The sequence below is a fragment of the Vibrio sp. JZG120 genome (genome assembly GCF_053890955.1).
In genome coordinates this window covers 67,550-90,199 of sequence record NZ_JBSRRK010000004.1, presented here as the reverse complement: position 1 = coordinate 90,199, position 22,650 = coordinate 67,550, and the positions used below count along the sequence as shown (strand labels likewise).

19 protein-coding genes and 1 pseudogene are annotated in these 22,650 nt (G+C 44.5%); 14 read left to right on the top strand and 6 right to left on the bottom strand.

Going from position 1 to position 22,650, the window contains the following annotated elements:
• The first annotated feature begins 26 nt into the window (after positions 1–26).
• From ACWPOD_RS08870 to ACWPOD_RS08820, 11 genes and pseudogenes are all read left to right on the top strand, one after another.
• Positions 27–1,688 carry a 4Fe-4S dicluster domain-containing protein gene (locus ACWPOD_RS08870; protein WP_456231795.1) on the top strand — a complete coding sequence of 554 codons (1,662 nt, stop codon included), beginning with the start codon at positions 27–29 and terminating at the stop codon, positions 1,686–1,688.
• Positions 1,689–1,697: 9 nt separating this feature from the next.
• Positions 1,698–2,324 carry a TorD/DmsD family molecular chaperone gene (locus tag ACWPOD_RS08865; RefSeq protein WP_140058478.1) on the top strand — a complete coding sequence of 209 codons (627 nt, stop codon included), beginning with the start codon at positions 1,698–1,700 and terminating at the stop codon, positions 2,322–2,324.
• A gap of 73 nt (positions 2,325–2,397) precedes the next feature.
• The gene (locus ACWPOD_RS08860) at positions 2,398–2,598 is read left to right on the top strand and encodes a twin-arginine translocation signal domain-containing protein (protein ID WP_005396171.1); all 201 of its coding nucleotides are present in this window, start codon (positions 2,398–2,400) and stop codon (positions 2,596–2,598) included.
• A gap of 10 nt (positions 2,599–2,608) precedes the next feature.
• Positions 2,609–5,464 carry a formate dehydrogenase subunit alpha gene (locus ACWPOD_RS08855; protein ID WP_456231794.1) on the top strand — a complete coding sequence of 952 codons (2,856 nt, stop codon included), beginning with the start codon at positions 2,609–2,611 and terminating at the stop codon, positions 5,462–5,464.
• Between the two features lie 11 nt (positions 5,465–5,475).
• Positions 5,476–6,084 (top strand): formate dehydrogenase FDH3 subunit beta, encoded by a 609-nt coding sequence (fdh3B, locus tag ACWPOD_RS08850; RefSeq protein ID WP_005377536.1) that lies wholly within the window; start codon positions 5,476–5,478, stop codon positions 6,082–6,084.
• A 14-nt stretch (positions 6,085–6,098) separates the two neighbouring features.
• Positions 6,099–7,151 (top strand): formate dehydrogenase subunit gamma, encoded by a 1,053-nt coding sequence (locus ACWPOD_RS08845; RefSeq protein WP_456231793.1) that lies wholly within the window; start codon positions 6,099–6,101, stop codon positions 7,149–7,151.
• A complete protein-coding gene (locus tag ACWPOD_RS08840; RefSeq protein ID WP_005396167.1) occupies positions 7,135–7,551 on the top strand; it encodes a hypothetical protein in 417 nt (138 codons plus the stop codon). The genes ACWPOD_RS08845 and ACWPOD_RS08840 overlap by 17 nt, the downstream gene beginning before the upstream one ends.
• 423 nt (positions 7,552–7,974) lie before the next feature.
• The gene (locus ACWPOD_RS08835; protein WP_456231792.1) at positions 7,975–12,129 is read left to right on the top strand and encodes an RHS repeat-associated core domain-containing protein; all 4,155 of its coding nucleotides are present in this window, start codon (positions 7,975–7,977) and stop codon (positions 12,127–12,129) included.
• Positions 12,130–12,131: 2 nt separating this feature from the next.
• The gene (locus tag ACWPOD_RS08830) at positions 12,132–12,638 is read left to right on the top strand and encodes an ankyrin repeat domain-containing protein (protein WP_012841835.1); all 507 of its coding nucleotides are present in this window, start codon (positions 12,132–12,134) and stop codon (positions 12,636–12,638) included.
• Positions 12,639–12,647: 9 nt separating this feature from the next.
• Positions 12,648–12,758, top strand: a pseudogene (locus ACWPOD_RS08825) (immunity 49 family protein); the annotation flags it as partial.
• A 342-nt stretch (positions 12,759–13,100) separates the two neighbouring features.
• Positions 13,101–14,321, top strand: a complete 1,221-nt coding sequence (locus ACWPOD_RS08820; protein ID WP_167426573.1) for an ammonium transporter — start codon at positions 13,101–13,103, stop codon at positions 14,319–14,321.
• 32 nt (positions 14,322–14,353) lie between these two features.
• On the opposite strand, the gene ACWPOD_RS08815 is transcribed toward ACWPOD_RS08820, so the two are convergent.
• Positions 14,354–14,527, bottom strand: coding sequence for a hypothetical protein (locus ACWPOD_RS08815; RefSeq protein WP_012841833.1), 174 nt, complete (start codon positions 14,525–14,527; stop codon positions 14,354–14,356).
• A 118-nt stretch (positions 14,528–14,645) separates the two neighbouring features.
• Here ACWPOD_RS08815 and cobB point away from each other — a divergent pair, with 118 nt between their 5' ends.
• Entirely contained in the window at positions 14,646–15,377 is a 732-nt protein-coding gene (gene cobB, locus ACWPOD_RS08810; protein WP_005396469.1) for a Sir2 family NAD+-dependent deacetylase, read from the top strand.
• Between the two features lie 89 nt (positions 15,378–15,466).
• On the opposite strand, the gene ACWPOD_RS08805 is transcribed toward cobB, so the two are convergent.
• From ACWPOD_RS08805 to potA, 5 genes are all read right to left on the bottom strand, one after another.
• A complete protein-coding gene (locus ACWPOD_RS08805) occupies positions 15,467–16,504 on the bottom strand; it encodes an extracellular solute-binding protein (protein WP_046875295.1) in 1,038 nt (345 codons plus the stop codon).
• Positions 16,505–16,751: 247 nt separating this feature from the next.
• Positions 16,752–17,783 carry an extracellular solute-binding protein gene (locus tag ACWPOD_RS08800; protein WP_047008782.1) on the bottom strand — a complete coding sequence of 344 codons (1,032 nt, stop codon included), beginning with the start codon at positions 17,781–17,783 and terminating at the stop codon, positions 16,752–16,754.
• A gap of 106 nt (positions 17,784–17,889) precedes the next feature.
• Entirely contained in the window at positions 17,890–18,660 is a 771-nt protein-coding gene (gene potC / locus ACWPOD_RS08795) for a spermidine/putrescine ABC transporter permease PotC (protein ID WP_005396472.1), read from the bottom strand.
• On the bottom strand, positions 18,660–19,520 hold the full coding sequence (potB, locus tag ACWPOD_RS08790) for a spermidine/putrescine ABC transporter permease PotB (protein ID WP_012841831.1): 861 nt from the start codon (positions 19,518–19,520) through the stop codon (positions 18,660–18,662). Before potB ends, potC begins: the two co-directional genes overlap by 1 nt.
• Positions 19,501–20,616, bottom strand: coding sequence for a spermidine/putrescine ABC transporter ATP-binding protein PotA (gene potA / locus ACWPOD_RS08785; protein WP_005396475.1), 1,116 nt, complete (start codon positions 20,614–20,616; stop codon positions 19,501–19,503). Before potA ends, potB begins: the two co-directional genes overlap by 20 nt.
• 401 nt (positions 20,617–21,017) lie before the next feature.
• Between potA and ACWPOD_RS08780 the strand changes: the two genes are divergently transcribed.
• Positions 21,018–21,815 carry a hypothetical protein gene (locus tag ACWPOD_RS08780; RefSeq protein ID WP_456231791.1) on the top strand — a complete coding sequence of 266 codons (798 nt, stop codon included), beginning with the start codon at positions 21,018–21,020 and terminating at the stop codon, positions 21,813–21,815.
• Positions 21,808–22,644, top strand: a complete 837-nt coding sequence (locus tag ACWPOD_RS08775) for a glucosaminidase domain-containing protein (protein WP_456231790.1) — start codon at positions 21,808–21,810, stop codon at positions 22,642–22,644. The genes ACWPOD_RS08780 and ACWPOD_RS08775 overlap by 8 nt, the downstream gene beginning before the upstream one ends.
• Positions 22,645–22,650: the final 6 nt, after the last annotated feature.

Here is a 22,650-nt window from a genome sequence, read left to right as displayed (position 1 = left end):
TCCATGTTCATAAATGGAATTGAGCAATGCTGAAACAATTATTAGAACAAGCAACTTCCAATAACGGTAAAGCGAGGCTGTACGCTTTCGAAAATACCGTAGAGTTGACCAATCTTATTCCACCAACCGTAAGCTATGAAAGCGGCGGTAATACTTTGATTGTGGGTCCAACGGCAATCATCGAAAGTGCGGCAGCGCAATTGTCGCAAATGAACAGCCTAACGCTGCTTTCTACCGATGGCGAAAAGGGAACAAATCCCGAGCTTTACTACGCCAATTCGGTTCAGGTTTCAGGGTTCTTAGGTACGTTTGAAGTTCTGATTGAAAATCATGGTTCGACCAACAATCTTGCCAAGGTCGCGATCAATAGCGATTGTTTCGATATCGTACTCGATCTTTGCCTAAACAGCTGCATGTCGGAAGAAGTACCAGTACCGGGCTACTACCCAGTTGGTCGTGGCTATCCGAAACTGGCTGAAGCGTTGGAAGAAATTCCAACCTTGATGGGGACGTTCGATAAACCGAAATTCTTCCGTTTAGATACCGATCTATGTGCACACAGCTCTCGTGGCGTAAAAGGTTGCGAACGTTGTGTGGATGCTTGTCCGGCAGGGGCACTATCGAGTGAAGGCAGCGACAAAACGGGCCATCGCATCGAGATCAACCCATACCTATGTCAAGGCGTGGGTACTTGTGCTACAGCGTGTCCGACAGAAGCTATTCATTACGCATTGCCAAACCCCGAAGATACGCAAAAGTTTATTGAACGTACGCTAGCCAACTATGAGCAAGCGGGTGGTTTAGATCCTATCGTATTGATTTGTAGTTCTCGCCACGAGAGTTACAACGTGATGGCACTAAAAGCACTGCCAGATAATGTGATTCCAATTGTGGTGGAAGAACTGCCTTCGGTTGGTATAGATACTTGGTTAGCCGCGCTTGTGAACGGTGCCACTCAGGTGCTATTTGCGGCTTCGCGTTTTATGCCTCAAACCATTATTCGTGTGCTTAATAGCGAAGTAGGTATTGCTCAAGAGCTGCTCGACCAGCTTGGTATCGCCAAAGAAACCATCGACATTCTGTATCTAGAATCACTACGTGAAGGTGCTCCGACACTTTGTACCGAGTCTTTTGATTTGGCATTAGGAGACTTGCAAGGTAACAAACGTCAGCGTCTATTTACGGCGTTGGATGCGTTGTCAGCATCACGTATTCCAGTTGAGAACATTGTTGAACTGCCAGCGAACGCACCTTACGGCACAGTCTCTTGTGAAAGTAAAGATTGTACGTTGTGCATGAGCTGTGTGGCGGTGTGTCCAACACGTGCATTGCATACGGACGGCCAATCTCCGTCACTTAAATTCGTCGAGCAAGACTGCATTCAATGTGGGCTGTGCGAGAAAGCGTGTCCAGAGAAAGTGCTGACGCTTACTCCTCGTATGAACTGGGTGAAAGAAGAACGCCAGAAAGCGGTTGTGATTCATGAAGAAAAGGCAGCCGAGTGCATTCGCTGTCACAAGCCTTTTGCTCCGCAATCGATGATCGACATGCTGCAAAACAAGCTTCGTGGTCATTCTCATTTCTCTGATGAAGCCGCCATTAATCGCATCGCCATGTGTGAAGACTGTCGTGTGATCGACATGTTTGAGTCGATGGCTGCTGATCCAATGAATCAATTGAAATACTAGGAGCTCGCAGTGGATACACAACAAGAACAAACACTGAGAACGGACATTTATCTCGTTCTATCCGCGCTTTTTCGTAGTGCGCCAAGTGAGGAAATGCTGGCGTTCCTGAAATCGCTAGAAATTGAACCGTCTGAGAGCGCGATGCAAAAAGCTTGGCTCGCACTGCAACAAGCCTCGAACGAAGCGCAACGAGAAGCGTTAGAAGAAGAATATCAAGATCTGTTTATTGGCATTGGACGTGGTGAAGTTGTGCCATTCGGATCTTGGCATCGCACTGGCTCGATGATGGAAAAACCGTTAGCGGAAATTCGTCGCGATTTGGATCTTTTAGGCATCGAACGAGAAGAGAACGTGAAAGAGCCTGAAGACCATATTTCTGCACTGTGCGAAGTGATGGCAATGCTGACAGGTGAAGAGGAAGAACTTCAACAAGCGGTGTTTAACAAACACATCGCCCCTTGGTTCCAATCTTTTACGCGCCAACTAGAGAACGCAGAAAGCGTGAACTTCTACAAGCCAGCTGCACAGCTTTGCGATGCATTTTTAACGTTAGAGCAAGTGCGCTTTAGCGTGAACACCAAAAGCAGTAAGAGCAAATTAAAAATTGATGTGAAAAACGTCACTGATTACGAGTAATCGAGCAGTACTTAGTCATATCGATAGAGAGGCATGAGTCTCCAAAGATCTACCGTAAGGTAAGGAAGCAATGATGAAAGATAATAAAGAAATAAACACAAGCCGTAGGGATCTCCTAAAAGGCTTCACAACCGCTGCCGTTGCTGGTGCTGTTGTTGCGGGAACCACGAAAGTGGCCGTTGCTTCAGAAACGGTTGAGCCTTCTGAAAAAGACGTGAAGAAGAAAGGGTATCGTGAAACTCAACACATTCGCGATTACTACGACACACTTTAGGAGATAACGGATGAAACTTGTCAAACGCTCCGACAGTGTGAGCAAAGAAACGAACCAGCTTGGCGTATCTCGTCGTGCATTCATGAAAAACACTTCGCTTGCCGCTGGTGGCGCAGTGGTTGGTGCTAGTCTATTCGCACCGGGAATGATGAAAAAAGCGCAAGCAAAATCAGTCGATCCAGAAGCGAAAACAGAAGTGAAACGTACTATCTGTTCTCACTGTTCAGTGGGTTGTGGTATTTATGCAGAAGTTCAAAATGGTGTTTGGACGGGGCAAGAGCCTGCATTCGATCACCCATTTAACGCTGGTGGTCACTGTGCAAAAGGCGCAGCACTACGTGAACATGGCCACGGTGAGCGCCGTCTTAAATACCCAATGAAGCTTGAAAACGGTAAGTGGAAAAAGCTTTCTTGGGATCAAGCGATCGAAGAAATCGGTAACAAGGTGATGGACATCCGTAAAGAGTCCGGCCCTGATTCGGTTTACTTCTTGGGAAGCGCAAAGCACAGCAACGAACAAGCGTACTTGTTCCGCAAAATGGCATCACTTTGGGGCACTAACAACGTTGACCACCAAGCGCGTATTTGTCACTCAACAACAGTGGCGGGTGTAGCGAACACTTGGGGTTACGGTGCGATGACCAACTCTTTCAATGACATGCACAACTGTAAGTCGATGTTGTTCATTGGTTCAAACCCAGCTGAAGCTCACCCAGTAGCGATGCAGCACATTCTGATCGCGAAAGAGAAGAACAACTGTAAGATTGTCGTAGCGGATCCTCGTCGTACTCGTACGGCGGCGAAATCTGATCACTATGTATCACTTCGTCCTGGTTCTGACGTAGCATTCATTTGGGGTGTGTTGTGGCACATCTTCGAAAACCAATGGGAAGATAAAGATTTCATCCGTCAACGTGTATTCGGTATGGATGAAATCCGTGCTGAAGTAGCGAAGTGGACGCCAGCAGAAGTTGAGCGTGTAACAGGCGTAAGCGAAGAAGACGTTTACCAAACAGCAAAACTGCTTTCTGAAAATCGCCCAGGCTGTATCGTTTGGTGTATGGGTGGTACTCAGCATACTACCGGTAACAACAACACACGTGCTTACTGTGTGCTTGAGCTAGCGCTTGGTAACATTGGTAAATCAGGCGGCGGCGCAAACATCTTCCGTGGTCACGATAACGTACAAGGCGCAACCGACCTTGGCGTACTTTCTGACACGCTACCGGGCTACTACGGCCTTTCTGAAGGTGCTTGGCGTCACTGGTCAAAAGTGTGGGAAATCGATTACGAATGGATCAAAGGTCGTTTCGATGACAACGCTTATAGCGGTCAGAAACCAATGCACAGTGCAGGTATCCCAGTATCTCGTTGGGTCGATGGTGTACTGGAAAACAAAGACAACATTCGTCAACGCGAAAACATCCGTGCAATGTTCTACTGGGGACACGCAGTGAACTCTCAAACACGTGGTGTTGAGATGAAAAAAGCGATGCAGAAGTTGGACATGATGGTGATTGTGGACCCATACCCAACGGTTGCTGCGGTAATGAACGACCGTACCGACGGCGTTTACCTGCTTCCTGCAACAACACAGTTTGAAACATACGGCAGTGTTACCGCTTCTAACCGCTCTCTACAATGGCGTGATCAGGTGATTGAACCTTTGTTCGAATCAAAACCAGACCATGAAATCATGTACTTGCTTTCGAAGAAACTGGGCTATTCCGATCTTCTGTTCAAAAACATCCGTGTTGAAAACAACCAGCCGGTGATTGAAGACCTAACGCGTGAATTCAACAAAGGCATGTGGACGATTGGTTACACAGGCCAAAGCCCAGAGCGTTTGAAAGCGCACCAACAAAACTGGCATACGTTCCACAAAACCACATTGGAAGCGGAAGGTGGCCCTGTAAACGGTGAAACCTACGGTCTACCTTGGCCATGTTGGGGTACACCGGAAATGAAACACCCAGGTACACACATTCTGTACGATACGTCTAAGACGGTTGCAGAAGGCGGCGGTAACTTCCGTACGCGCTTTGGTGTGGAATTCGAAGGCAAGAGCCTTCTTGCAGAAGACAGCTACTCGAAAGGCTGTGAAATCAAAGATGGTTACCCAGAGTTCACTGACAAGTTATTGAAACAACTTGGTTGGTGGGACGATCTAACTGCTGAAGAGAAAGCGGCAGCAGAGGGTAAAAACTGGAAGACTGACCTTTCTGGCGGTATTCAGCGTGTCGCGATCAAGCACGGTTGTATCCCATTTGGTAACGCGAAAGCGCGTGCGATTGTTTGGACGTTCCCAGACCGCGTACCACTGCATCGTGAACCACTGTACACACCACGTCGTGACCTTGTAACGGATTACCCAACTTGGGACGACAAAGATGCGATCTTCCGTGTTCCTACGTTGTATAAATCCATTCAAGAGCAAGACAAATCGGGCGAGTACCCAATCGTTCTGACTTCGGGCCGTCTGGTTGAATACGAAGGTGGTGGTGAAGAGACGCGTTCAAACCCATGGCTTGCCGAGCTTCAACAAGAAATGTTTGTCGAAGTAAATCCGAAAGACGCGAACGACCTTGGTTTCAGAGATGGTGATGATGTTTGGGTTGAAGGTGCAGAGAAGGGACGAATCAAGGTGAAAGCGATGGTAACACGTCGTGTGAAACCTGGTTTGGCGTTCATTCCGTTCCACTTTGGCGGTAAGTTCGAAGGTGAAGACCTACGTCCTAAATACCCAGAAGGTACACAGCCTTACGTTGTTGGCGAATCGGCTAACACGGCAACCACTTACGGTTACGACCCGGTTACCTTGATGCAGGAAACCAAAGTAACCCTATGTAACATTCGTAAAGCGTAAGGAGTCTGACAATGGCACGAATGAAATTTCTATGTGACACCAAACGCTGTATCGAGTGTAACGGCTGTGTTACTGCATGTAAGAACGAAAACGATGATGCTCTTGAATGGGGCATTCAACGTCGCCGCGTGGTAACACTGAACGACGGTGAAGCTGGTGAAAACTCCATCTCTGTTGCTTGTATGCACTGTACCGATGCGCCTTGTATGGCAGTTTGTCCAGCAGACTGTTTTGAACATACCGAAGACGGCATCGTTCTTCACAATAAAGATCTGTGTATCGGTTGTGGTTACTGTTTGTTTGCTTGTCCGTTTGGCGCACCTCAGTTCCCTAAACAAGAAGCGTTTGGTGAACGTGGCAAAATGGATAAATGTACTTTCTGTGCGGGCGGCCCAGAAACAGAGCCTGGCTCTGAGGAAGAGCGCCAAAAATACGGTGCGAACCGTATCGCAGAAGGCAAGTTACCAATGTGTGCATCGCTTTGTTCAACAAAAGCGCTGCTTGCGGGTGACGCAGAGAAAGTCTCTGACATTTTCCGTCAACGTGTGGTAGAACGCGGCGCGAAAAACGCAGGTTGGACAGACGGAAACGATCTTTCTTACGATGCGACGAAAAGCTAAGTAAGGAGAGGCACATGTTAAACACGCTTAAACGTGCGTCTCTAGCAATGCTGTCAATGATGACGGCATTGCTGCTGACTTTCGCAATGCCTGCTTCAGCAGAGGAACAATCTTCTAAAGTTATTCAACAGGAGATCACGCAACTCGCCGGGGCAGACTATTGGCGCGAAGTCAGAGAGGGGCAAGAAGGCTACACCACGTCTCAATCGCCAGAACATGGCGTATTGATCAGTAAACCTGGTGAGACTTGGTACATTCTAAAAGAGAAATGGATGTCTCCCGCTGGTGCTGTCGCGATTTTCGGCAGTATTGCAATGGTAATCATGGCTTACGTACTCGTTGGCCCTTTAATGCTTAGCAAGCCGCGTACTGGCAGAAAGATGAAACGTTGGTCTCGTTTAGACCGCGCGCTTCACTGGAGTATGGCGTTTACATTCTTAACGTTGGCATTCAGTGGTTTGATGCTGATTTACGGTAAGCACTTCTTAAAACCGTACGTTCCTACTGAGTTCTGGGGCTTTATCGTCATGTTGGCGAAGCAGTACCACAATTACATGGGACCATTGTTCTTCATTTTGCTGATGCTCGTGCTCTTTAAATGGTGGCGCAAGTCGATTCCAAACATGACTGATGTTCGTTGGTTCATGAAAATGGGCGGTATGGTTGGTAAACACAAAGGCACACATCCGTCAGCTGGTTTCTCAAACGGTGGCGAGAAGGCAATCTATTGGTTATTGATCTTCTTTGGTGCTATCGCGGCAGTGAGTGGCTTAGTTCTAGATTTTCCTATCTTTGGCCAAACTCGCCGTGACATGGAGCTTTCTAACTTAGTTCACGCGATTTCGGCACTGATTCTAATCTGTGGCTTTATCTTCCACATCTATATTGGTCTATTCGGTATGGAAGGTGCGTTAGAAGGCATGGTAACTGGTGAAGTCGATGAAACATGGGCGAAAGAACACCACGATCTTTGGTATGAAGAAGTGAAGTCCAAAGAAGCAATGGGCGAAACAGATACGGCACAAACGGAATCAAAAGGAGCGAAAGCGAATGAACAAACCTCATAACGGGATTTGGGTTGCGTACATCCTGAGCTGTTTGACCCCGTTTACGTTTCTGATCTCAGGCGTTATCGCAATTATCTATGCGGGTTATCGATTAGATAAGGGAGAAGACAGCGACGTAGTGATTTCTCATTACTACGGTTTAATTCGTACCTTCTTCCTCTACCTGACGTTTTTTGTTGTGTTGATCGTCACCGTCGCGACTTCTAACGGTGTACTCGTTGGCGTGAGTGATTATTGGTTGCATAGTACTTTGCTTGAAACCATCGCTTACTTTATTCCTTGGATAGGGATGGTGTTTGCTGCGTTAGCCATTTTGGTGTGGTTTATGCGAATGTTTCAAGGCATGCAGCAGCTGCGGAATAACCAACCACATAGACCATCGACAGGTCCAAACCTTTAATCAGCACTCTTTAAGCAAAACCGCCTGTTAAGGCGGTTTTTTTGTTGCTGTCATGTCTCAAATATGAAGCGTTGAGTCGCAGGGGTGATACTTGATGCAACTTATTGAGTGAATTTACGTAACTGGGCAGGAAATCATAGTTAAGTAAGAAATATGTAAAAAAATCGCGTCGCGATGAGACATTAGTCTCACTCACGCTATTGTTCATTTACTCAGGATTCATCGTCCCGTTAAAGTACGCTGCGCTCAGAAATTCAAAGAGTTGCATACGTGAAAATTGCCATCAATACATTCAGTCTACGCATACAGATGAATCTCTATCGGAGGATGTTTGATTAAGGCATCTTGCTCTCACAAATAAGAAGAGCGAAACGAGCACTAAATGATGCGGCAAGGTAAGAAAAGGACAAACACGTTACGGCTATGATCCCTCAATTCGTCATTCCTATCACGAATCGCTTTGGCGAAAGCTATCACTTCTCAGGTCAGTTACTTACTAGCGGCGAACCTAAAACATTCGTGACCAAACAAGAGGCAATAGAGTTTCTTGAGAGCTTTGGTGAGCTTGACCTTCGCTCTGTCGAGGACTTGTTCTATGCGATTGGTCAATTCAAGCCAAACATACCTGACGGTGAGCTTACTTCCCAACACTATAATTCAACGTTTGCCAATGCTTTGGTGAACGGTGACTTGCATGTCGCTCGAATTTTGCCGACCGGAGAAAACTACGCACTCTCCTCTGCGGTTACGCCTCCACCGACTCAAAGTACCGTCAATGCAAAGCCATCGAAGGGAAAGGGGAAGTCGAATAAAAAGAGTGGAAGAAGTGCCGCATCTGCTAAGCCTCAACAACAAAGTAGCGAAAAACATGAGAAAGCCGGTGATCCTGTATCACTTGTGACGGGTGAAGAAATTCTCGAACTCTATGATATCGCGCTACAACAAGGTACTACTTGGCAGCGTACTTATCGCTCTTCGCAGTCGGATGTAAATCATGGAATGGGCTTTGGTTGGAGACATGCATTTCAGTTTGAATTGCACGAGAAGACGGACGAGAAAGACAACGTTATCGCTTGGGAGTTTGTTGACGATAAGGCAGATATCACAGAATTTGAGCCAGTAGATACTGGAGCAACAAGTTACCAGATATACGCTGGTGCGAGCTGTTATTTCCTAAATTCAGCAACTCGGATCGTGACGCTCGCTAATGGGCATCAATATCGATTTGAACAGAAAGATGATCGTTGGCTTGTTAAACAAGTCAGAAATGGCACGTTTTCAACGTTTCAACTGCAGTATTCTCGAAACCATCGATTGATCGAGATTGCATATAACAAGCGTCCGGTTCTTGAATGTCAATATGATAAGCAAGGACGCCTTGTAGAGCTGCTTAATGCAAAGTCCCAAAAAGTTCTGACAACTTATACCTATGATGAGCACGATGATTTGGTCAGTGCAACTAATCATTTGGGCTTAAAGGAACAGTATCAGTATCGCGGCCATTTAATTGTTAAGCGTGTACGACCAACTGGCTTTACTCATTATTTTGAATGGGATGGCGAAAGTGCTAACGCAAAATGCATCAGGAACGTTGGGGACGCAGGAATTTATGACTATCGCTTCCATTATCAAGGAAATCACTCTTCTTATTCTGACTCGTTAGATCATCAATGGTCTTTCTTGCATGACGAGCAGGGTAACTTACTCGAGAAAATAAGCCCCACAGGTAAAACTTGGCGATGGGAATATGATGAATTAGGACGAAAAGCACAAGCTATCTATCCTGATCAGTCAACGGTCAATTATCAATATAATCAGCATGGTCAATTAGTTTCTAAGTTTCATTCCTCTGGCAAAGAAATTCAATATGGTTATGACGGCTTAGGTAAGTTAGTTAAAACGGTTTCACCTGACGGGGATATCGAGAAGGCTTACTACAATAGCCTCGGTCAAAGAGTTTGGGATACCGATCAGTTCGGCTGTGTCACGGAATATGATTACGATAAACACGGTCAAGTCGTCAAAAAAGAGTCTGAAGATGGTAAGAAAAGTCAGTGGTGGTGGGATGAACAACAAAGACTTATCGCGAATGAAATAGACGGTACATTACTTCGTTACAGCTATAACGAAGAAGATCTAGTGAATGGCGTCGCTTATCCCGATGGGTGTATTGCTCAACTCGCTTATGATCAATTTGGCAGGCGTACATCAGTTCGTTATTTTAACGACGAAGACAAAGTCGGTTATAGCGAAGAATATTCTTACGATGAGCACAGCCGTGTTGCTCAGATTCGAACGCCAGCAGGCATTACCTCGTATCAGTGGGGAGCACTCGCGCAACAAGAAGCAGTCATCTTCCCCGATGGCAGTCATATATCTTATGAATACGATCAACAACGTAACCTGACTAAATTAGTTCGGAGTGACGGCTTAAAATTCGAATTTCTGTATGACGATGAAGGCCAGCTATCAGGAACAGTTGGGTTTGATAACCTACAAAGCCAATTTGATTATGACGATATGGGGCGGATCCATCGTAAGCAAGTCGCCGATAGGACCGTGCTGTACCGCTATGACGCTGCGGGTTATCTCAAGCACGTCAAAGCAGGAAATGGTAGCAGTATTGTAGAGAACCACTTCAATTATACGTTTGGTGGGCGACTTACTTTCGCATCCAATCGCCATCAAACATTGCAATACCAATACTCTTCATTCGGGCATTTAACAAAGCGCATTCAAGGTCAGTTTGAGATAGCGCAGGAGTTTAACAGAGTTGGCCAACGCGTATCTCAGGTACTGCCAGATAATACGGAGCTGAACTTCTCTTACGATCGATATGGGCGTTTTTCAGCGATTCGGTTTGGAAACCTAGATTTACCTCAAATCAAATTTCATTACGATGAAATGGGACGAGTTTCCCAAATTGAAACGGCACATTTTAATGAGCGCATCATTTATGATGGTGTTGGTCGTTTGGTTGAACAACATTGGCCAGATAGAGAGAAAAAGTACGTTTACAATGCGCAAAACCGTATTTCATCAATCATTGATAATACGGCAGGAGCAACGCACTATCAGTACGATGCCTTAGGGCAACTGAAACGAGTCAATGCTTCCGGAGAAGTGACTAAATTTGAATACGATAGTTTTGGCAATCCTACTTTGCCATCTTCAGAGGTATTCGCGGATCGTATTGAAGTACACGATGATGTCCGGTTCAAATATGACGCGCAAGGAAATCAGACAAAACGTGAGGGGCAAGGACACGTTCAGACTCGCGTATTTGATGCGTTAAATCAGCTCATTGAAGTTCACACCGACGATGGTATCAGTCAATATGAATATGATGCATTAGGGCGCAGAACGAAGAAAATTACACAACAAGGCGTTACGGAGTTCCTGTGGGAAGGTGAACGTTTAATTGGTGAACGCTCTTCAGGTGCTTTCCGTTGGTACCTATATCAACCAGAAACCTACACGCCAGTGGCACTGCTAGAAAATGACGCTATTTATTGGTACCAGTGCGATCAAGTTGGTAAACCAGAGCGACTGATCGATTGCGAGGGGAATGTTGTATGGAGTGCCAGTTACGATGCTCACGGCTTTGCTCATGTACATATTGAAAAAGTAGTAAATCCATTGCGTTTTCAAGGACAGTATTTCGATCAAGAAACCAACTTACACTACAACCTCGCTCGGTATTACGACCCTAAGCTAGGACGTTTCATCCAACAAGATCCGATATCTATTGCTGGTGGTATTAATCATTACCAATATGCAGTTAACCCTATCCAGTGGATTGACCCAACAGGCTTCTTGTGTGAAGAAGGGCTAAAACGCTTACAACAAATGCTGGCTGAGTATCAGGCGCAAAACAACGTTCCCCAAGAGGTTTGTGATCAGATTTTAGAGGCAGCAAAAGAGTCATCCGTCGGAGAAGATGGCGTCCGTTCACAGGTCAAAATCCGAAGACCGGATGGCCAAAACCATATTCGCTATGAATATGATTTAGAGCGCATTGATTCGCAGAAAAACGAGATTACCTTCTATCGCCACATAAATTATTCTGACGGCAGAAAACATGAAGTTCATTGCGTTGTCAAGATAGAAGATTTTGTAAATGCACACGTTATCGACAGAAATGAAGGATCTGGTATTGCGAACACATCTTTGGATAAAAGTGGAAGTTTGCGAATTTTACAAGGATTGTTATTGGAGACGAAGAACTCTGATGAAACCTTTGATTTTGGAGCATATTTAAGGTCTGTCGTGGGGCCTCCTCCTAAAGATATGCCTGATCCACATGCTCACCACATACTCTTTAAGAAGGGCTTGGGGGCAGAGCAACAAGCTCTCGTTACTGAGGGCCAAATTCTTTTGAGGAAATATGGCATTGATCCAATATTTGGCCCTGAGAATTTAGTGTGGGCTCCAAATCGCATTGAAGGTCAACATGATATTAAGGCGTTACAACAAGTTATTGATTTTCTTAAAATGACCGATGAAATGTTTGGTACGCGTGATGAGATGATCAACGCTTTAAAATCACTGGGTAAAACAGCAGCTGTGAGGAGATAAAGATGGCAGGTGAGCATAGCGCAAAAGATGTAATGGCCGCGATTAAATCGGGTGATGTAAGTGAGGTTGAAAAAATTCTCTCAGGAGATGACAAATTACTTCATCTAATTACGCCATTGGGTTCGTGGTTGCACATCGCAACGGAGCAAGGGCAAGATAAAATTGTAGAGCTTCTGGTGAATCTAGGTATTGATGTAAATGTCAAGGGGGGGCCTTCAGGTGTAACTCCCTTAAATACAGCTGCATATGAAGGTAATTTAGACTTACTTATCTATTTTCTAGAAAGAAGTGCAGTGATGGATATATCTGAACCAGACCGCAACCCATTGTTTGCTGCGATCCATGCAGGTCATAAAAATATTGTGGAGTTATTACTAAAAGCTGGTATAGATACAACGGTTAAATATACTGGTAACTCTATGAAAGACATGGACGCTATAGCGTTTGCTTATGAGTGGGGACGCAAGGAAATCGCAGAAATGATTAAAGAGCACAATAGGCACGCTTAGTAGAAGTTAATATGGTACGACAAAGGCAACCGTCTATCTGTTGAAACTGGTTGGCTTCCTCCCTATCTTGTCGAAGGACGTTGGTTAGAAGATGTAAAAGCAGGGAAGATCACTCGATAAACCCCTTTAGTTAGCAATTCCGTATATAAGCCACCTCTCATGGGGTGGCTTTTAGGTTTATGGTAGAGAGTTTGCTGTTTGTTGAACCATATAGTGCGCATTGTGTTGGTGCACTAAAACCATATTGGTGCATTTATTAGCATGTTAAACACCATTTCAAGAATACGTAATTTTATTAAAGTTCATACAAAACAATAAATTAAAGCGTAAGTGTTAGAAATATAAATTATGGAATGAGAATTGCTCTGTTAGACGCTCTATAAATTAAGTTCACCAAATTGGTGATGAGCCTAACTTTGATGCACAGGATAAGTGCGCTACAGATCAACGGAGACAATCATAATGAGTGTAACTGCCAATCAGGTACACGGCGCTGTACAAACTCTCACGCAAAGTTCCGACACACTTTTCTTACTACTTGGCGCAATCATGGTTTTTTTGATGCATGCTGGTTTTGCTTTTCTTGAAGTAGGAACCGTGCGCCAAAAGAACCAAGTTAATGCTTTAGTTAAAATCTTGGCCGATTTCGGTATTTCCGCCATTGCGTATTTTTTCATTGGATACTGGGTCGCTTATGGCGGCACCTTCTTTGCTGATGCAGAGACATTATCTCAAGGCAATGGTTACGAGTTGGTGAAGTTCTTTTTCTTGCTGACCTTCGCTGCAGCGATTCCTGCTATTGTTTCAGGTGGTATCGCAGAACGAGCTCGTTTTTATCCGATTCTAATCGCAACATTTTTTACTGTCGGCATCGTATACCCGTTATTTGAGGGAATGATCTGGAACGGAAACTTTGGTGTTCAAGCTTGGTTTGAAAGTACCTTTGGTTATGGCTTTCACGACTTTGCAGGTTCAGTCGTTGTACATGGTGTTGGCGGCTGGATAGCGTTGGTTGCCGTTGTGTTTTTGGGCATGAGAAAAGGCAGAGTTCGAGCAGGAAAGCATACCAACTTTGCACCTTCGAATATTCCGTTTTTGGCTTTGGGAGCTTGGATCTTATGTGTGGGGTGGTTTGGCTTCAACGTCATGTCAGCTCAAACCGTGTCAGGCATAAGTGGCTTGGTGGCTATGAACTCATTGATGGCAATGGTCGGAGGCATTGTCGCGTCATTGTTGGCTGGTAAGAATGACCCCGGCTTTATTCATAACGGCCCACTAGCTGGCTTGGTTGCTGTATGTGCGGGCTCAGACTTAATGCATCCTATCGGTGCTTTAGTGACAGGTGCGATTGCTGGCGTGCTATTTGTTTATCTTTTTACCTACCTACAAAACAAAACCAAGATTGATGATGTGTTGGGTGTCTGGCCTTTACACGGTTTATGTGGCGCTTGGGGGGGTATTGCTGCGGGGATCTTTGGTCAAAGCGCGTTGGGTGGGCTAGGTGGCGTGAGCATTATCGTTCAGCTTCTAGGAACGCTTTTGGGCATTTCTATCGCAGTGATTGGGGCGCTTGCAGTCTACGGCGCGATCAATGTCAGTATGGGACTAAGGCTTTCGGAAGAAGACGAATTCAATGGCGCTGACCTAGCCATTCATAAAATATCTTCTACCAACGAGGATTGAGGCCAATGTGGGAGCGGCGTAAAGCCGCTCTTTTAGCAATTGCCTTTTTTTGCTTGGCCAGGGGGACAGAAATCTCCATTACCACGATGGTTATCGTCATTGGTGCTGACTCTTACTTTTACGTCGTCCACTTCGCCTTCAACATTGGTTAGTTGGCAACCTGCTAAAGTCGTAAGTAATATAAGCGCTAGAGATACTTGTCTCATTGCTGTTCCTCTTAAATTGTAATTCTAATAGTGACCATTACGACCATGGTCTAATCCATATTACTACTGTTGCTATTCTTTCAGTGTTAAGCTAATGAAAAAACAGCAAGGATGAGTTATGAATTTCCCTTATAGAAATATTGTAGTACTTACTGGTGCAGGTATCTCGGCCGAATCTGGTATTCAAACATTTCGTGCGCAAGATGGCCTTTGGGAGAATCACCGTATTGAAGATGTAGCAACACCTGAAGGGTTTGCTCGCGATCCGGACCTTGTTCAAGATTTTTACAATCAACGCCGCAAGAAACTTCAAGACAATGCGATACAGCCGAATGCCGCGCATAAGGCACTGGGCCGCCTAGAAACCGAGTTAGAAGGTAAAGTGACGGTCATCACTCAAAATATAGACAACCTTCACGAAAGAGGCGGCAGCCATAACGTCATCCATATGCACGGTGAGCTTTTAAAAGCGAGATGCAGTGAATCAAACCAAGTTATAGAACATAGTGAAGACATTAAGACTGGTGAGCTTTGTCATTGCTGTCAGATCCCTTCACAAATGCGACCACATATTGTTTGGTTTGGTGAAATGCCACTACGAATGGGGGATATCTACGCAGCATTAGAAGAAGCAGATTTATTTATTTCTATCGGGACTTCTGGCGTCGTATATCCCGCAGCAGGTTTTGTTCATGATGCAAAAATGCATGGCGCGCACACCATCGAAATTAACCTCGAGCCTAGTGCGGTAGAAAGTGAATTTGAGGAAAAACGCTACGGAAAAGCAAGCGTCGAGGTTCCAAAATTAGTTGACGAGATACTGGCTCTAGAAGGAAAAGAGAGGGCGTAACAGCCCCATCCACGAGAGCGCTCACCTTGTAACTAAGAACAAAAAAAGCGGCTCATGAGCCGCTTTTTCATATCTTTAAAACTAGCGAATTAGTTGTTCACTTTTAGTTTTTGGAAGTACTCATCGTACATTACGCTCGCTTCGCCAACTTCATCTTGCCAAGTACCGCTGTCCATCACTTCTTGTGGTGGGAAGATGCTTGGATCGTTAGCAAATTCTTTCGGTAGCAGTTCGTGTGCCGTTTTCACTGGAGTAGGGTAACCAATCTCTAGTGCGATCTTAGCTGCGTTTTCTGGGCGCAGTAAGAAGTCAATCATCTTATGAGCCGCATCAACGTTCTTCGCGCCAGCTGGAATTGCCAGGCTGTCCATCCAGAAGATCGTTCCTTTTTCTGGCCAGATAATGTCGATGTTCGCGCCTTCTTGACGAGCCATGTAAGCAGAACCATTCCAAAGCATACCAAGTGAAACTTCACCCGCTAGGTAAGGGTTTGCAGGAAAGTCTGAGTTAAATACTAATACGTTTGGCATTAGTTTCTTCAACTCTTCATAAGCCGCTTTGATTTCATCCGGGTTAGTGGTGTTCGGTGAGTAACCAAGTTTAGTCAATGCAATATGGAATACTTCGCGAGAATCATCCATTAGCATTAGTTGACCTTCCCACTTGCTATCCCAAAAATCATCCCACTTAGTAACGGACGATTTGTCTAGCATGTCAGCATTGATACCAATACCAGTCGCACCCCAAATGTAAGGGATAGAGTAATTGTTGTTCGGATCGAACGGTTTGTTAAGGAAGTTAGTATCAAGATCGGCAAAATGAGACAATTTCTCTTTGTCGATCTGTTGCAGCATGCTTTCTTTACGCATTTTAGAGACGAAATAGGTAGACGGTACTACCAAGTCGTAACCAGAACCTTGGGTTTTAAGTTTTGCGTACATACTCTCGTTAGATTCATATGTAGAGTAAATAACTTTGATTCCAGTTTCTTTTGTAAAGTCTTCAAGAACTTCGTTTGGAATGTATTCCGACCAGTTGTAGAAATACAGTTCTTGATCAGCAGCCATTGCAGGGGTAGCGATGAGCGTCGCTGCACATAGAGCGCTTGCGTAGAATTTACTTTTCATTTGTTTTCCGTTTTGTTTCGCGATTGGACAAGTCAATACTAGCTGGAGTTATCAAGTTGAGCCAAATCGCAGTAAGCACAAATCTGTTTATTTAGCTCGAGGGCTGTATCTCCGCTTTGCGAGAAGATAAAACTAGACATCGAGCCAGATAAACCTAGCAACGCATAATTATATCAGTCAATTACAAAAATAGGCAGCGTATTGCTGCCTATTTTCTTTTAGTCGATGACTTGTTACACAAGCTCGATTACTGTCCCGCTTTCAGCTTTAGGAAGTAATCTTCGTACTTAACGGTTAGATCACCAACCGCATCTTGCCATTCCACTCGATCAAGATCTTCTTGAGAAGGAAATAGCGGTGCAACATCTTTAAACTTAGCGTTCGATTCCTCTACCGCTGTTAAGTAACCAGTATCACGTGAGATTTGCTCTGCGATTTCTGGACGTAGTAGGAAGTCGATCATCTTGTGAGCTGCTTCTACGTTCTTCGCACCGGAAGAGATAGCGAAGTTGTCAACCCAACCGATACCGCCTTCTTTAGGAAATACGAGTTTAAGGTTTAGGCCTTCATTTTGAGCAGCTGCAGCGCTGCCGTTCCAAAGCATACCAACGCCCACTTCACCAGACATGTAAGGTGCGCCTGGGTTGTCAGAGTTGAAAACTAGAACGTTTGGCATCAACTTTTGTAGCTCAGCGTACGCTTCATCGATTTGTTTAGGGTCTTTTGAGTTACCTGAATAGCCGAGTTTACGAAGTGCGATGTGGAAGACTTCACGAGTGTCGTCCATCAGCATTACTTGACCTTCAAGCTCAGGCTTCCATAGATCTGCCCAGCTTTGGAAGTCGTTTGGATCGTACATATCTGCGTTAACCGCTAGACCTGTAATCGCAACAACGTGTGGAATAGAGTAGTCGTTATTTGGATCGTAAGGCTTGTCTAGATAGTTCTTATCTAGGTTGCCGAAGTTTTTCAGCTTAGTCTTATCGATCTTTTGTAGCATACCTTCATCGCGCATTTTTGCTACGAAGTACGTTGAAGGTACCACTAGGTCATAACCTTGGTTATGAGTTTTTAGCTTTGCGTACAAAGTTTCATTCGACTCGTAAGTCGAGTAGATCACTTTGATACCAGTTTCTTTGGTAAATTTCTCTAGGATATTACTGTTGATGTAAGGCCCCCAGTTCATAAATACCAATTCTTTATCGTCCGCTGCCGCTGAACCTGAGAACAGAGAAAGCGCACATGCACTACCAGCTAATAGAGTAGCCCATTTTTTCATTGACGTTAGCTCCAAACCAAACGTTGTCCAAATCATTTTGGACGGTAGATAGAAAAACAGAATGGCATGTAACCATTCTGTTTCGTGATGTTAACGGCTGTGGATTTTACTTTACTTTTTCTCTTGCGAGCAACTGAGAAATTACGACAAGAATTAAAGAAACCACCAACATGACCGTTGCAAGAGCATTCACTTCCGGTGAAATACCCACCTTAACCATCGAGTAAATTTTCAATGGTAGGATTTCATACGTTGGACCTGTTACGAACGAACTAATAATTACGTCGTCCAGAGACAGGGTAAAGCTAAGCAGCCAGCCTGCCGCAACTGCTGGTTTTGCAAGAGGAAGGATGATCTGCTTTAAGATAACCCATTCACTTGCGCCAAGATCTTTTGCTGCTTCCAACATCTTCACATCGAAGCCATTTAAGCGGCTGTATACGGTTACCACCACAAATGGCAAACAGAAGGTGATGTGGGCAATCAATAGAGTAAAGAAGCCCAGCTGTGCGCCTAATACTAGGAACAGAGCAAGTAATGAAATCGCCATGACAATATCTGGAGACATCATTACGACAAACAGCATGCCGTTTACAGCACCTTTGCCTTTGAAAGAGTAACGGAATAGGGCAACAGCTGTTAAGCTCCCAATAATAGTAGCCGCTGTTGCAGAAAATACCGCCACGTTCAATGAGTGCCATGCAGCCTGCATTAGGCTGTCGTTGTTGACTAGGGTTTCATACCATTTCGTGGTGAAACCACCCCATTTCATACCAAATTTATTGGCGTTAAATGAGTTTACGATTAGTACAACGATTGGCAGATACAAAAATGCATAAACCAACGCCATAAAGCTAAATCTAACTGTGCGTCCCATTAGTCTAGCTCCACTTTCTTATTCAATAATTTTCCTGCTCGGTAGTAAGCGTAAAGCATGACCGCCATTGCGAAGGTGAGGGCGATACTGGTCGCAGCACCAAATGGCCAATCACGAGCGTTCAATACCTGACTCTTAATTACGTTACCAATCAGTAGGTTCTTCGCACCGCCTAGAAGATCTGAGATGTAGAACATACCCAGCGCAGGTAGTAGAACCAACAAACAGCCACCGATAATGCCAGGCATTGTCAGAGGTAGAATTACTTTAGTAATGGTTTGGAGCTTGTTCGCACCGAGGTCTTTTGCTGCCTCGATGTAAGTGTTGTCCAACTTCTCGATTGCCGAGTAAAGCGGCAGAATCATGAAAGGAAGTAGGATGTATACAAGACCAATCATTACAGCCGTTTCGGTATACATAATACGCAACGGCTTGTCGATGATTTCCATTGCCATCAGCGACTTGTTCAAAATGCCCTGTGTACCGAGAACAATCTTCAGTCCGTAAGTTCGAATCAAAGAGTTCGTCCAAAATGGTACGATCACCAAAAACAGCATAAACGGACGCCATTTTTCAGGCATTTTCGCTACGATATAAGCAAACGGGTATCCAATGACTAAACACAACAACGTTGCCACAATTGCCATGTAGAACGAGTGCATCAGCACTTTCGCATACAGTGGGTCCAGCAGACGCAAGTAGTTGTCGAAAGTGAATGTCATTTCGATTAAGTTTGCTTCATCACGCGTTAAGAAACTGGTACCAATAATCATCACGTTTGGTACCAACACAAACAGTGTTAGCCAGCCTACGATTAAGGCAATGATCGCGTTCTGAAGATTAATCTTCTTGCTTATCATTGAGTACTACCTCCCAGCTCTCAACCCAAGTGATAGCGACTTTCTGGCCAAGTGAGTGGTCCACATCAGGATCATCTTCGTTAAAGAACTCGCTTACCATTACACGCATACCTGAATCCAATTGGATAACAGAATCTAACGTCATACCTTTATAAGTACGCTCAGTGACGTGACCTACAATGCCTTTTTCTTCAGACTCTTTGATTTCTTCGATACGTAAGTCTTCAGGGCGAAGTAGTACTTGTAGTTTGTCGCCTTTCTGTGCTTCCTTATCGTAGTAAACGACGGATTCAACACCTTCAATTTCTGCGCGGATGCGTTTGTCATCGATGCGCTCTAGCATGGTTGCATTGAATACGTTGATCTCACCAATAAAGCGAGCAACAAACAGGTTCTTAGGCTCTTCGTAAATCTCACGCGGAGAGCCATCTTGTTCGATAACGCCATCACGCATCACGATAATGCGGTCTGACATCGATAGGGCTTCTTCCTGGTCGTGTGTTACAAAGATAAAGGTAATACCAAGTTGACGCTGAAGCTGCTTCAACTCGATCTGCATTTGTTTACGCAACTTGTAGTCCAGCGCCGATAGCGATTCATCGAGCAGAAGTACTTTTGGTTTATTAACAACTGCACGAGCAATTGCGATACGCTGTTGCTGGCCACCAGAAAGTTGGTGCGGTTTACGCTGTGCCATTTTTTCTAGACGAACCATGCGTAATGCTTCCATTACTCTTGGTTCAATCTCTGCTGCAGGCGTTTTCTGCATACGAAGACCAAAAGCGACATTGTCAAAAACGGTCATGTGTGGAAACAGTGCGTAACTTTGAAATACCGTGTTGACGTGTCTCTGCTCAGCAGGAACCTGTGTTACATCTTGGTCATCCAAAATGATTTGACCGTTATCCGCCGCTTCAAAACCAGCGATCATTCGTAAAACTGTCGTTTTACCACAACCAGAAGGCCCAAGAATCGTCAGAAACTCACCATGATTAACATCCAGATTTAAATTACCGATGATTTCCTTACCATCGAAACTTTTACTAATACCAGATAAACGAATAACTGGCTTTCCTGCTTGCGGTTTTGCGTTCAACGTCTGTATTTCCCCCACGTTCAAGCTGGGATAATCCCAGCTGATGTGACACTAGCCATTCACTTTTGAGGCGCGCATCATAATCACCAAAATTGTGAAATTAAAGCATTTTCTTATCTTGAAACAGAAAAAATTTTGCAGGCAAAAGTCATCATTCCTTACCATACTGTTTTTATAAGATTAATTGGCATTTAAACACAGTTTGATAGCACTAAGCTCTGTTCAATAATTGTTTTCAATTTCATAACTTTGAGAGTGGTTAATTATCAACCATACAGTTGAGATTGCAAGGATAGTACGTGAGTTGTGATGTTAGATGTGGAAAGATTTCTTTATAATAACGGCCACATTAATTGACTGGAATTCCAGTGAAAATTTTACAAGTTAATCTTGGATAAACTATGAACGACGATTTTGAGAAAGATTTCAATCTTGGGGGGAGTGTAGAGCGAGCTTTGTCTGGCAACTACGAGCTTAAAGCTGGGGCTGTTTTCAATGAAGCTTGGCGAGCAACCATCCAGCACTTTTTATCCTTTTCTCCCGCTATTATTGTATTGCTTTTTGTCCAGTTAGGTATTTTCTATATCGCGTTACAACTACAGTTGGGTGATCTGACCGTTATTCTTGATGCATTTGAGAATCCAGAATCATTCAGTAACGATATTGTGTCTTCTATTTATGTCGCGAACTTTAGTTATGAGGTGATCAGCGCCCCAATTTATGCAGGGATCAGCTTGATGGCCATGAGCCATATCGCGGGCCTAAAGACTAAGTTGCGCCATGTAGGCAAAGGGCTGCAGTTTACGATTCCCGTGATCCTAGCAACGCTGATGAGCCTAATGCTGCAAGGCGTAGTTGGTATGATCTTCCCTCTACTGTCCCTGTATCTTTCTTTAGCGTTTAGTCACTCTATCTTGTTGATTTGTGAAAAAAGAGTGCCACCAATGCAGGCGCTATTGTTATCACTTCGCGCTATTAACAAGAAGATTTTTGTCGTCGCAGGGCTTTACTTAGGCGTGATGTTGATGTTTATTGTCGCAGCGATGTTCTACGGTATTGGCTTGATTTTTGTGTTGCCATTCTTCTTCCATTTGAAAGGCATACTCTACCGCGAAATGTTTGGAATTAAGCTCAAGATCGTTGCAACACAGAAAAACGACAATGATCACGATGGTAACTCACAGGTGTTTGATGCCTAATTCTTTAAAATCAATAAGTTTACGAGTGGCGGCTACCTGTATAGCCGCCACTTTCATTTCCATTGGACCGTATTTACACTACGAGCAACAGTTTAAATATGTTGAGAATCCTGATGTGCTGTCCGGGACAATTAAGCATGTCGATTTGTCTCATTTGCCACACATTGGTGATATCCCTGACTTCAACGCAATAAAAGACACCAAAGAGAAAAAAGCGGCGTTTTTTGATTTCTTAAGGCCTAAAATAGCACTTGAGAATCAACGAATTCGTCATGAACGAGCGTTTCTTACTTCTTTAAAGGTGGGACAAATCACTCAAGAGCAAGAAGAGTACGCTCAGCGACTAGCGGCTCTGTATTCTTTGCCTTTGAGCGACAACAAAGTCGATCACACGTGGTTGGGAGAAATGCTTGTGCGAGTGAATGTCTTACCAGAAGCGCTGGTTCTAACTCAAGCAGCAAATGAATCTGCGTGGGGCACTTCTCGTTTTGCCACTCAAGCGAACAACTTGTTCGGCCAATGGTGTTATAAAAAGGGCTGTGGAATTGTTCCTGCGCAACGTGGCGCAGGCAAAGCTCATGAAGTTGAAAAATTCGATTCTGTACAGCAGTCGGTTCATGGCTACTTTATGAATGTCAATCGAAACCCAGCGTATGCTGAACTGCGTGAAATCAGGGCTTCTCTAGCCGAAAAGAACAAAGACCTGTTATCGGTCGCAACGGCTTCAGAGTTAACTCATGGATTGATAGCATATTCTGAACGTGGCATTGCTTATGTACACGATCTTCGCGCTATGATTCGTCATAATAACGCCTACTGGACACAATAAAATAAC

Bases quoted from the DNA above. Each gene is read 5' to 3' on its own strand.
- ACWPOD_RS08840 (WP_005396167.1), top strand. From the start codon at position 7,135: ATGAACAAACCTCATAACGGGATTTGGGTTGCGTACATCCTGAGCTGT.
- ACWPOD_RS08855 (WP_456231794.1), top strand. From the start codon at position 2,609: ATGAAACTTGTCAAACGCTCCGACAGTGTGAGCAAAGAAACGAACCAG.
- ACWPOD_RS08805 (WP_046875295.1), bottom strand. From the start codon at position 16,504: ATGAAAAGTAAATTCTACGCAAGCGCTCTATGTGCAGCGACGCTCATC.
- potB (WP_012841831.1), bottom strand. From the start codon at position 19,520: ATGATAAGCAAGAAGATTAATCTTCAGAACGCGATCATTGCCTTAATC.
- ACWPOD_RS08780 (WP_456231791.1), top strand. From the start codon at position 21,018: ATGAACGACGATTTTGAGAAAGATTTCAATCTTGGGGGGAGTGTAGAG.
- potC (WP_005396472.1), bottom strand. From the start codon at position 18,660: ATGGGACGCACAGTTAGATTTAGCTTTATGGCGTTGGTTTATGCATTT.
- ACWPOD_RS08800 (WP_047008782.1), bottom strand. From the start codon at position 17,783: ATGAAAAAATGGGCTACTCTATTAGCTGGTAGTGCATGTGCGCTTTCT.
- fdh3B (WP_005377536.1), top strand. From the start codon at position 5,476: ATGGCACGAATGAAATTTCTATGTGACACCAAACGCTGTATCGAGTGT.
- ACWPOD_RS08775 (WP_456231790.1), top strand. From the start codon at position 21,808: ATGCCTAATTCTTTAAAATCAATAAGTTTACGAGTGGCGGCTACCTGT.
- cobB (WP_005396469.1), top strand. From the start codon at position 14,646: ATGAATTTCCCTTATAGAAATATTGTAGTACTTACTGGTGCAGGTATC.
- ACWPOD_RS08820 (WP_167426573.1), top strand. From the start codon at position 13,101: ATGAGTGTAACTGCCAATCAGGTACACGGCGCTGTACAAACTCTCACG.
- ACWPOD_RS08860 (WP_005396171.1), top strand. From the start codon at position 2,398: ATGAAAGATAATAAAGAAATAAACACAAGCCGTAGGGATCTCCTAAAA.
- ACWPOD_RS08815 (WP_012841833.1), bottom strand. From the start codon at position 14,527: ATGAGACAAGTATCTCTAGCGCTTATATTACTTACGACTTTAGCAGGT.
- ACWPOD_RS08845 (WP_456231793.1), top strand. From the start codon at position 6,099: ATGTTAAACACGCTTAAACGTGCGTCTCTAGCAATGCTGTCAATGATG.
- ACWPOD_RS08870 (WP_456231795.1), top strand. From the start codon at position 27: ATGCTGAAACAATTATTAGAACAAGCAACTTCCAATAACGGTAAAGCG.
- ACWPOD_RS08835 (WP_456231792.1), top strand. From the start codon at position 7,975: ATGATCCCTCAATTCGTCATTCCTATCACGAATCGCTTTGGCGAAAGC.
- ACWPOD_RS08830 (WP_012841835.1), top strand. From the start codon at position 12,132: ATGGCAGGTGAGCATAGCGCAAAAGATGTAATGGCCGCGATTAAATCG.